Source organism: Sulfitobacter sp. L-8, from assembly GCF_056859255.1.
In genome coordinates, this window is record NZ_JBSXOD010000010.1 from 1 (window position 1) to 10,686 (window position 10,686).

The window sequence follows — 10,686 nt, forward strand, 5'->3', positions numbered from 1 at the left end:
AGGGAAAGGATCAAACGTAAGACGCTCGAAACGCGACGCTTGCATCACCGACAGCACGCCGCATAATCAAACCAACCAGATGAGCCGAACTCTCTCTTAGTTTAGGCCGCCATTGGTCCCAAAAACCCTGACGACGGACACTCCAAAATGCACCCGCAGCTTCTCGCGTTGCGAAAGATATTCTCACGAAGTCCTCGGACTGCGTCCTCGTATCAGATGCTCCAGTGTTCGAACGCCGCTGGCTCTCCCGACTCCTTGAGACTGCGGGTTTCAGTTCTATTCCCGAAATCGCAGATTTCGATGCCGTCAGCTTTGCGCTGTTCGACGGCTTGGCTCTGGACGTACTTTACGAAAAGCTTGAGCGGACGAGGGTGCCGCATCGTGCGGGGCCTGATAGTGCCCGGCTCGCCTCAGGATGGCTGAAGCCAAGAATGTAAACGCGACGAGCCGGTAGGGATCAAACTATTTCGTGGCGCAACGGCTCCTCTGCTTTGTTGTCGATAGAATCAACGCAAAGTATTCTTCATCCGGTCAAATGCACTTGAGAGAACCGCAAAATGTCTCGGAACGCGAGCTATCTGGGCTCTTAAGTTTCATAGTCTGGATCACGGTTTACGCACTTCACAAGCTGATCCTCTGCCGAAAGGCCAAAATTGCGTTATTTGCGGCAACCAAAAAAGACGCCTAACGTATATGTAGCAACCAGTCGCGGAACTTGCGCACGTGAACAGGTTGCTCCTCCACTTCCGGCAAAACGAGGTGATAGGCATAGGATGTTTCAAAGTTACTGCGAAAAGGGCTCACTAAAACGCCGCTTTCCAACTCGTCGCGCACCAGCCAGGCCGCGAACAGCGACATCCCCAAGCCATTTATTGTCGAGCTGAGTTGGAAGTGGCGGTCTTCCAGCATCATCTGGGGCTGTGTGCTTTTCAGCGACATGGCGTTAAGGGCAAACCATTCCTCCCACATGCCGGTGTCATCGACATGCAAGAGGGTACAGTCGTAAACATCCTTTGCCGTCTTGATCGGATGGGCTTTCAGATAGGCGGGGCTGCACACAAGCGCCATGGACTCGGGCCAGAGGGGGTGCACCTCGAAGCCTTTCCAATCGCCTGTTCCCCATTGGATCCCGACATCTGCGAAGTTGGCCGGATCCGGCATGCGGGTGTAGTTGTTATTATGGTTGTGCATCGAAAGCCGCATATCGGCATGCTGCTCCATCAAATTACCGAGGCGCGACGACAGCCAGCGGCTGGAGAACATCGGAAGTAGCGCGATCCGGATGGAACCAGTCTGAGTGGCGACCCTGTCGAGACCAGCTTGAATCATGTTCAGACCGCGCTCCACATGGCGTGACAACTCCAGACCCTCCTCCGTCAGGGTCAGCCCATGTTTGCCGCGGCGAAAGAGGCGATAGCCCAGATCAGATTCCAATTTTTTGATGTGATAGCTGACCGAGCTTTGACTGATGTTCATAAGTTGCGCCGCGCGGGTGACGTTTCCTGTCTCGGATGTGATGTTAAATACTTGTATTGAATTGATATTTCTGATCGGCCTTGCCATGACTTACCTCTGTTACACCAAATGGGTCCGAGAGCTGATTATCGAATTATTAGATATGTAGTTAGAAACTTTGAATTTGTCGATGGCGTCGAACCATCGTTACGCTCTTGAGACCGCAGGAGGATGCGGAGGGGGAATTTACGATGGTGAAACCTGTTTTAAGGATTGAATCGCTGTGCAAGTCATTTGGCGGCGTACATGCGATCCGCGATCTGTCCTTTGAGGTGAACGAGGCGCAGATTCTCGGTCTGATCGGACCGAACGGTTCTGGCAAATCGACGACCGTCAACAGCCTTGCAGGCCTGTTCCCAATCACTTCGGGCGCAATCAAGCTAAGCGACAGCCGGATCGACGCCCTGCCGGAATATGAGCGTGTGGCGCGCGGCCTGTCGCGCACCTTTCAAACCGCTTCTACCTTTGCCGAATTCACCGTGCGCGAGCATGTGATGCTGGGCAGCACCGTCACCCGCACCTCGCATCCGCTGTCTTCGGCGTTTGGGATCGGGCGCAAGGTAGGCGAAGACGCCGAATTGGTTACTCGTGTCGAGACCATTTTGGAAATCACCGGTCTGAAAGACGTCCAGGACCACCGTGTCGGCACGATCAGTTCGGCGCAGCAACGTTTCTTGATGATCGCCACGGCGCTGGCATCCAGCCCAAAGGTGATCTTGCTGGACGAACCTGCGGCGGGGCTTGTCTCACACGAGCGCAAAACATTGAGCGATCTGATCAATAAAATCCGCGATCTGGGCACGTCGGTGCTGGTGATCGAACATCACATGGCGCTGATCATGGAGGTCTGCGACCGTATCGTAGTGCTGAACTTCGGCCAAAAGATCGCTGAAGGTACGCCCGAAGAAATTCGCAACAATCCTGTCGTTATTGACGCATATCTCGGCGAGGCAGCCTGACATGTTAAATATATCAAACCTGCACGTCAGCTACGGCGCGATCGAAGTGATCCACGGCATCGACCTTCAGGTAAACCAAGGCGAATGCGTCGCGCTTATCGGGGCGAACGGCGCGGGCAAATTCTCGACTCTCAAGGCGATCTGCGGCTTGGTGCCTGCCACCTCGGGCAAGATCGAGTTTGAAGGCCATGACATTACCAATCAAAGCGGTCACGCCATCGTCAAGGCGGGCATCACCATGTGCCCTGAGGGGCGGCAGGTGTTTCCGCAGATGACGACACTGCAAAACCTGCGCATGGGGGCCTATCCGCGCAAGGACGCCGAGCAGGGCGCGGATGTCGAAGAGATGATGGACATGTTTCCGATTCTGCGGGACCGAGCGGGGCAGGCGGCAGGCACGCTTTCGGGGGGGGAGCAGGAAATGCTGGCGATTGGCCGCGCGCTCATGGCACGCCCCAAACTGTGCATCTTTGATGAACCGTCATTGGGCCTCGCACCCAAGATCGTCGCTGAGGTGGGCCAAACCATAGCTCGGATCAAGGAGATGGGAAAAACCATTCTGCTGGTCGAGCAGAACTCGGCCATGGCGCTGCGTCTGGCAGACCGCGCCTATCTTTTTGAGGCGGGGGAGATCGTGCTGAGCGGCACGGGCAAGGAACTGCAATCACATCCAGATGTCGCAAAGGCGTATCTGGGCCACTGATCACAAACGTTTCTGGGAGGAGACACAAGATGAGACTGATAGCTATTACTGCTGCATTCGCCCTGACAGCAGGTGCCGCCATGGCCGCAGAAAAGACCCTCGATATCGGCGTCAGCGATGCGCTGACCGGCGGTGGTGCCGTTTATGGTCTGCCACAGGCCAATGCCGTGCAACTGGCTGCGAAAGAGATCAACGCCGCGGGAGGGATCAAGGTTGGTGAAGACAACTATATGCTCAACGTCATCGCCTATGATGACAAGGCCAACCCGACAGAAGCCTCCAACGCGGTGCGCAAGCTGATTGACCGCGACGGTGTGAAATACATCCTCGGGTTCTGCTGTTCCGGTGCGACGGGTGCGGTTGCCTCGTTCATCGAGAATGAAGATGCGGTGATGCTGGTGGGCAACGCCGCGGAGCGCTCGATCACCACGCGCGAAATCCCTAATCTGACCCGCACCCGCCCTCCGGCGGATTATACGGGCGCGGCAGCGGGTACCTTTGTGGCAGGCAAGGGCCACAAGCGGGTCGCCGTTCTGGGTGCGCTCGACGTAGGCTTTTATGCCAGCTATGTCGACGCCTTCGAGAAAGAGTTGAACAAGGCGGGCGGCGAAATCGTGAGCCGCGAGGCCTTCGGCCTTAAGGACCGCGATATGTCCCCCCAGTTGACAAAGATCCGCGCGCAAGAACCTGACGCGATCCTCGTGGTCGGCTATGTCGAACCTGCCGCGTTCATCTACCGTCAGGCAATCGAACTGGGCATCGACGTGCCGCGCTTCGGCTTCACCTCCGGCAGCGAAGAACAGTTTACCCGCGTCGCCACCTCCGAGCAGATGGAAGGCGTCTGGGACCTGCGCCCGACCGAACTGACGCTGCTGTCAGCTTCTGACAACGGGAAGGCTTACCACCAGAACTACACGGCGGAATTCGGCATCGCGCCCTCGCCAAGCTCACCCTACGCCTATGACCAGACCTACGCGTTGAAAGACGCGATCGAGGCCGCAGGCACGGTAGATGACACCGAGGCTGTCGCCGCTGCGCTGCGCGAATTGGCAGTGCCGGACGAGGTGGTCATGCAGTACCTGCCGGTTGATGGTAAATTGTTCGACGTGAACGGTCAGGCCTATACGTCCAATGGCGCGTTCCAGTGGCAGAGCGGCAATTGGGTCTTTGTTGAAGATCTGCCGTCGGACGCTGCTGCCTACTCGGCATTCTTGAGCACTCTCGACGACTGATCCCTCCCTGGGCTGGGGCGCGGGCAGGTTGCTCGTGCCCCTCTTTTCTCTCCTTTATATTCGCAGGTGCGGCATGGTTGAGGTATTTCAACAAATTATTAACGGCATCGCCATCGGAGGTGTCTATGTGCTGATCGCGCTGGGTCTGACCATCGTGTTCGGCATCCTCGGCATCGCGCATTTTGCTCATGGATCTGTTTCCATGTTCGGGGGGTATCTGACCTTCTTCTTCGTCACCGGCTGGGGTATCCCGCTGTTGCTGGCGATCCTGATTTCACTGGTAGTGGGCATGGTGCTCGGCGTGTTGATCGAGCTTCTGGCCTATCGGCCCGTGCGCGACGCCAACCATATCAACGCCTTTATCGTAGCGCTTGGTCTGACAATGATGGTCGAGGGGCTGAACCTTGAACTGTTCGGCCATGAGCAGGTGGTTATTCCAACCGACCTGACACGGGTGTTCAATATTGGTGGCGTTACTATACCGGAGCTGCGGCTTTACGTGATCCTCGCCGCTGCCTTGCTGATTTTTGCGATGACGGTTTTTGTCGAAAAGACTAAGACCGGTCAGGCAATCCGCGCGGTTGCGGAAAACCGCGATGCCGCGATCCTGATGGGGGTCAACGTCAATACCATTCCGTTGGTGGTCTTCGCGATATCCACCGCACTCGGCGTCTGCGCCGGTGTCATGGTTGGCTCGCTTTTTGCGATTGCGCCCGGCATTGGCGAAGGACTGGTGGTCAAAGGCTTTGCGGTGCTCATTTTGGGCGGGCTCGGCTCGATCCCTGGTGCAGTGGTGGGCGGGCTCGTGCTTGGCATTACCGAGGCACTCGCGGCGGGGTTCATCTCATCCGCGTATAAGGACGTGATCGCTTTTGTCGTGATGATCAGCGTTCTGTTGTTCCGGCCTCAGGGCCTGATGGGGAAATCATAATGGCGCGTAACAGAACATTTATCCTTTACGGTCTGGCGCTGCTCGGTTTCGTGCTTTTGCCGCAACTCCTTGCCGTGAAATACTACCTGCACCTCAGCGTTTTGGCATTGATCTGGGTGATTGCCGCGCAGGGGCAGAACTTAATCCAAGGCTACACCGGGTATGTCTCGATCGTGCAAGCGGGTTTCATGGGGATCGGGGCCTATTCGACGGCGCTGATGGGGATACACTTCAATCTGCCGGTCTGGCTGACTATCGCCTTGGCACCCTTTGTCACGGCTTTCTTTGCGCTATTGACGGGCTATCCCAGCCTGCGGGTCAAGGGTCACTACTTTGCCATCGTCACGCTGGCCTTCAACATGGTAATCTTCATCGTCCTGATGAACTTCCACGAGCTGACGCAGGGTGAAGCGGGGATCACTGGCATCCCCAAGCCCGGTGGCAAAGACGGTCTGTTCAACTGGCGCGACCGCGAGACGTATTACTACTTTGTGCTGATACTCGCCACGTTGATGACAGGGCTGGCTGCGTTGATCGTACGCTCGCGCATCGGGCAGATTCTCATTGCCATCCGGCAGAACGAAGACCTTGTCGGTGCCATCGGTATCGCGGCGTGGAAGTACAAGCTCTTTGCCTTTGTGATCTCGGCGATGTTTGCAGGGCTCGCGGGCGCGGTCTATGCCCATTATCAAAGTTTCATCAATCCGGAGATCTTTGGCATCGCCCAGTCGCTGGATGCGATCCTTGCGGTGATCATCGGCGGATCGGGCACCATCGCGGGGCCGATTGTCGGGGCCTTCTTTGTGGTCTTTCTGCCGGAATACCTACGCTTCGCCGACAGCTTCCGGCTGATCCTTTACGGTCTGGTCCTCGTTCTGGCGACGATCTTCATGCCGCGCGGTATTGCGGGGGTTTCCAAGGATCTGCTCGCGAAACTTCGGAACCGGCGGACATGACCCAGCCGTTTCTCGATCAGGTCGCGACGTTCGCCGCAAACCGCGTGGCACCCGCGGCGGGGGCGTGGTCGACCGGGGCCACGCCTGAGCCAGACCTTTACCACGAGGCTGCAAAGCTCGGTCTGCTCGGGGTCGAAGTGCCGGTGGCGCAGGGCGGGAGGGGATATGATTTTCCCACCCGTGCTGCGGCTTATGCGCGGATGGCAGGGGCGGATTTCGGCTTTGCCATGTCACTGGTCAACACCCATAACATCGCCCTTCGGCTCAGCGAGGACGCCCCTCGCGCCGCGCAAGAACGTTACCTGCCTGCTTTGCTTGAAGGTCGGATGAGCGCCTGCACCGCGCTTACGGAGCCCTCCACCGGCAGCGATTTAGCGGCCATTCGCACGACGGCGCGGCAGACTGACGCCGGTTGGTTGCTGAACGGGGAAAAGACGTGGATCATCAACGGCCGCCACGCCAGTCTGTCGATTGTCTATGCGCAGTGCAAGGAAATCGGCGACAGCAGCGGGATCGCCGCCTTTCTCGTCGATCTGGAGGCCAGAGGTGTCACGCGCTATGCCATCGAGAGTGCGTTTTCCCAGACCAGTATGGGGACCGGCGGTTTCAAATTGTGCGATGTATCACTTGCGCCCGATGCCCTCATGGCCGCCCCCGGCACCGCCTTCAAGGCGATCCTGACCGAGATTAACGCCGCGCGCAGCTATGTAGCCGCGATGTGCAACGGAATGGTGCGCGCCGCGCTGGACACGACCCAGCGATATGGCGCGCAGCGGATGAGCTTTGGCAAACCTCTGAATGCAATTCCCAGCTGGCAGGCCAATTTCGCTACCGTGGAGGTGGCCTTGGCCGAGGCCGAAGCCATAACCGCAGAAGCAACCGAGCTCATCGCCCGCAAAGCCGATGCACAGCGCGCAGCGGCGGAGGCAAAGATAGCCGCCGTCATGCGGGCTCAAACCTCTCTGCCGGTATTGCTACAGCTTATGGGTTCCGAGGGGCTGCGCCCCGAACACCCCTTCACCCGTCACATCGGAGCCGCGCAAATCGCCGGATTTACCGATGGGGCAACCAATATACTCAAAGACAGGGTGGCGAAACTGGCCGCCCGAAAGGAGCCATGATGCGTGTTTTCCAGATCGAAGGGGACTGGGGGTTTGACAACCTCAAACTGGCCGAGCGGGCAGAGCCCAACTGCGGTGCCGGTCAGGTCGTGGTCGAAATGCGCATGGCCTCGCTGAACGCGCGTGACCTGATCGTGCCGGATCGCGGCTATGGCCGCGCCACGGGTGAGTTGCCCCTGATCCCCGTCTCTGACGGCGTCGGGAAAGTGGTCGCAGTCGGCGAGGGTGTGACGCGCGTCGCGCTGGGTGACCGGGTATGCCCGACCTATTTTCAGAACTGGGCTGGCGGTGGGCCGACACCCGAGCGGTTTGCCTCTGCTCTGGGGGGGCCGCTTGACGGGGTCATGGCCGACCGTATTTGCCTCTCAGCCGAAGGCGTGGTGAAGGTGCCCGACTACCTCAGCGATGCCGAGGCCGCCACCCTGCCCTGCGCGGCCCTTACCGCATGGAGCGCAGTCGTCACCCACGGCAAGACCCGCGCTGGCGACAAGGTTCTGGTGCAGGGCACCGGCAGCGTCGCGCTTTTCGCGCTCGCTTTCGCCAAGATGCAGGGCGCGCATGTCACCGTGATCTCCTCCAGCGACGAAAAGCTGACCCGCGTCACTGACATGGGTGCTGATGCCACGATCAATTACCGAACCGAGGAAGACTGGGCCCGTGCCAGCCGTCCTCTCACCGCCGATCGCGGCGGTTATGACAATATTATCGAGCTGGGAGGCGCACAGACCTTGCCGCTATCGCTACGGGCAGTTCGGCCAGGCGGCACGCTGTCGATGATCGGGGTGCTATCGGGGCTTAACATCGAGGCATCGCTTGGCCCCATCGTAGCGAGACAAGTACGGCTGCAGGGCGTCACTGTCGGCCACCGTGACGGGTTCGAGGCGATGTTGCGCGCTATGGCCCAGCACGAGTTGCGCCCCGTGCTCGGCGAAACTTTCCGATTTGCCGAACTCAAAGAAGCGATGACCCACCTTCGAACCGGCGGCCATTTCGGCAAAACCCTCATCGAGTTCTGATATGCCCCAGATCGACGTCTCTTATCAGCCCCGCAATCACCCTGCGGACAAGGCGGCCTTTATCATGGCTGCCACCGGCGAAACCGTCACCTTCGGGATGCTTGAAAAACGCGCGAACCAAGGCGCGCGGGTCTTGCGGGCAGCAGGGTTGAATCAAGGCGATCACATCGCGATCCTCACGGAGAACCGCCGCGAGATGTTGGAGGTCTGTTTTGCCGCAGACCGGGCCGGGGTCTACTATACCACCATCAGCACCCATCTGGGCCCCGAGGAGATCAGCTATATCCTCGGTGATTGCGATGCACAGATGTTGATCACGAGCGGCCGGTTTGCCGGACTGCTGTCAACACTGACCGAAACCCTTGCAGGTACCTGCGAAATCATGGTGGTTGGCGAAGAGAGGGGCGGCCTTGCTTCATGGTCGGAAGCCATGGCCGAGCAGCCATCGATACCTCTCGCCGACGAAGCACAAGGGCTGGATATGCTCTACTCTTCGGGGACAACAGGCCGACCCAAAGGGATAAAATGGCCGCTTGAGTCAGCACCAATCGGCACGCGCACCATGCTTGTCGATCTGCTGTCGGGACTATTCGGCTACGGGCCTGACACGCGCTATCTGTCGCCTGCACCGTTGTATCATGCAGCCCCACTGCGACATTCGATGGTGACGATTAAATCAGGTGGTACTGCGGTGGTCATGGACAGGTTCGATGCGGAAGGGGCGCTGCGCCTTATCGAGAAATACCGCATTACCCACAGCCAATGGGTGCCCACCATGTTCGTGCGGCTGTTGAAACTGCCCGAAGCCCTGCGGCGCCAATTTGATCTTTCCTCGATGCAAATGGCTGTTCACGCGGCGGCACCCTGTCCAATCGAGGTCAAGCAGCAGATGCTGGAATGGTGGGGCGACATTATTCATGAATACTACGCAGGCACGGAAAACAACGGCTTCACCGCCATCACGAGCCCTGAATGGCGCGCACATCCCGGCTCTGTAGGGCAGGCCAAACTTGGTGTTATCCATATCTGTGACGCCGAGGGCAATGAGGTGCCGACCGGTCAGGAGGGTGAGATATATTTTCAGAACGGCCAGCAGTTCACCTATCACAAAGACCCGGAAAAAACCCAGCGCTCGACGAATGCTGAAGGCTGGACGACGCTCGGGGATATCGGTCGCCTTGATAAGGAAGGCTATCTGTACTTGACCGATCGCAAGTCATTTATGATCATCTCCGGTGGAGTGAATGTTTATCCGCAGGAGACTGAAGACACGCTGCTGAGCCATCCGGCGGTGCTTGATGCAGCAGTGATTGGCATTCCGCACGAGGATTTTGGGGAAGCGGTTCACGCGGTGGTCCAGTTGCTGCCCTCATATGAGGGGTCCGAAATCCTGCAAACCAAACTTCTCGACTATTGCAGATCGAAACTATCGTCGATCAAATGTCCGCGCAGCATAGAGTTCCGCAGCACCTTGCCCCGCACCGAAACAGGGAAACTGCTCAAAAGATTGCTTCGGGCTGAATATTGGGAGAAAACCTAAAATTCACAATTTGGGTGACCCTGGGATTTGCGTCGATCAGCAAGTCGACCCAAGCACCGCTGGTGAACTGACTGCCTTAGTAACGGTCCTCCAAGTCATGCGTTTCAAATCTTATTAAGTTTTAAGTTGCTGGTGTTCAGTTTTTTAGCTCGTCGCGGGTTAAACCTTGTAGTTTGGTGGGATGGAAAGAAAAACAGACTTTCGGTGCGCGCCACGAACGCCTGTTCTCTTCGAAGCCGCCGGCCGGTCCGGCTTCGCCATAGATCGAGGCATGTAGCCCCGAGGTTGCTCTGCCCCCCGCCGGGGATAAAGTAATTGCTTGGTCGCCGAGGCGACGGGTGTGCTATCAAATAAGATACCGAGTAGTCTCACTGCTGCGCGCCGCAGTGCTTCATCTCAGCATCCTGTTTGGCGGATGCATCTGCTGGGCACAAAAGGTATATGAGAACGTTTTTCATTGACGCAAAACCCTTGACGAAAAAGCTTTCTGCCACCTCTTTCTAAGAGATTCAAGATTCCAATTGATTCAGGGGCTGATTACAGTATTAAAATCAGAGTGTTAGGCGAGGTGCGACTGTCTGACGTCAGCGCTTATGGGTCCAAATAGCGTTATTTGATAAGAGAGTGTTGTTGGCTCATCATAACCACTGAGGAGTGGCCGATGAGACAGACAACTGGAACACGCAAAAGCCCTGGCGAGAAGATCGTCAAAG

Annotated in this window: 10 protein-coding genes; 8 read left to right on the forward strand and 2 right to left on the reverse strand. The window is 57.6% G+C overall.

Going from position 1 to position 10,686, the window contains the following annotated elements:
• Positions 1–212 precede the first annotated feature (212 nt).
• Positions 213–380, reverse strand: coding sequence for a hypothetical protein (locus AC13DE_RS00350; RefSeq protein WP_483046657.1), 168 nt, complete (start codon positions 378–380; stop codon positions 213–215).
• A 304-nt stretch (positions 381–684) separates the two neighbouring features.
• Positions 685–1,563 (reverse strand): LysR family transcriptional regulator, encoded by an 879-nt coding sequence (locus tag AC13DE_RS00355; protein ID WP_483046658.1) that lies wholly within the window; start codon positions 1,561–1,563, stop codon positions 685–687.
• Between the two features lie 143 nt (positions 1,564–1,706).
• Between AC13DE_RS00355 and AC13DE_RS00360 the strand changes: the two genes are divergently transcribed.
• The 8 genes from AC13DE_RS00360 to AC13DE_RS00395 all read left to right on the forward strand — a co-directional run bounded on the left by AC13DE_RS00360 (position 1,707) and on the right by AC13DE_RS00395 (position 9,973).
• Positions 1,707–2,474 carry an ABC transporter ATP-binding protein gene (locus AC13DE_RS00360; RefSeq protein WP_483046659.1) on the forward strand — a complete coding sequence of 256 codons (768 nt, stop codon included), beginning with the start codon at positions 1,707–1,709 and terminating at the stop codon, positions 2,472–2,474.
• A gap of 1 nt (position 2,475) precedes the next feature.
• Positions 2,476–3,177, forward strand: a complete 702-nt coding sequence (locus AC13DE_RS00365) for an ABC transporter ATP-binding protein (protein ID WP_483046660.1) — start codon at positions 2,476–2,478, stop codon at positions 3,175–3,177.
• A gap of 29 nt (positions 3,178–3,206) precedes the next feature.
• The gene (locus AC13DE_RS00370; protein WP_483046661.1) at positions 3,207–4,409 is read left to right on the forward strand and encodes an ABC transporter substrate-binding protein; all 1,203 of its coding nucleotides are present in this window, start codon (positions 3,207–3,209) and stop codon (positions 4,407–4,409) included.
• A gap of 73 nt (positions 4,410–4,482) precedes the next feature.
• Positions 4,483–5,340 carry a branched-chain amino acid ABC transporter permease gene (locus tag AC13DE_RS00375; RefSeq protein WP_483046662.1) on the forward strand — a complete coding sequence of 286 codons (858 nt, stop codon included), beginning with the start codon at positions 4,483–4,485 and terminating at the stop codon, positions 5,338–5,340.
• On the forward strand, positions 5,340–6,296 hold the full coding sequence (locus AC13DE_RS00380; RefSeq protein WP_483046663.1) for a branched-chain amino acid ABC transporter permease: 957 nt from the start codon (positions 5,340–5,342) through the stop codon (positions 6,294–6,296). The genes AC13DE_RS00375 and AC13DE_RS00380 overlap by 1 nt, the downstream gene beginning before the upstream one ends.
• On the forward strand, positions 6,293–7,417 hold the full coding sequence (locus AC13DE_RS00385) for an acyl-CoA dehydrogenase family protein (RefSeq protein WP_483046664.1): 1,125 nt from the start codon (positions 6,293–6,295) through the stop codon (positions 7,415–7,417). The genes AC13DE_RS00380 and AC13DE_RS00385 overlap by 4 nt, the downstream gene beginning before the upstream one ends.
• A complete protein-coding gene (locus AC13DE_RS00390; protein WP_483046665.1) occupies positions 7,414–8,433 on the forward strand; it encodes a zinc-dependent alcohol dehydrogenase family protein in 1,020 nt (339 codons plus the stop codon). The genes AC13DE_RS00385 and AC13DE_RS00390 overlap by 4 nt, the downstream gene beginning before the upstream one ends.
• 1 nt (position 8,434) lies before the next feature.
• A complete protein-coding gene (locus tag AC13DE_RS00395) occupies positions 8,435–9,973 on the forward strand; it encodes an acyl-CoA synthetase (protein ID WP_483046666.1) in 1,539 nt (512 codons plus the stop codon).
• The last annotated feature ends 713 nt before the right edge of the window (positions 9,974–10,686 follow it).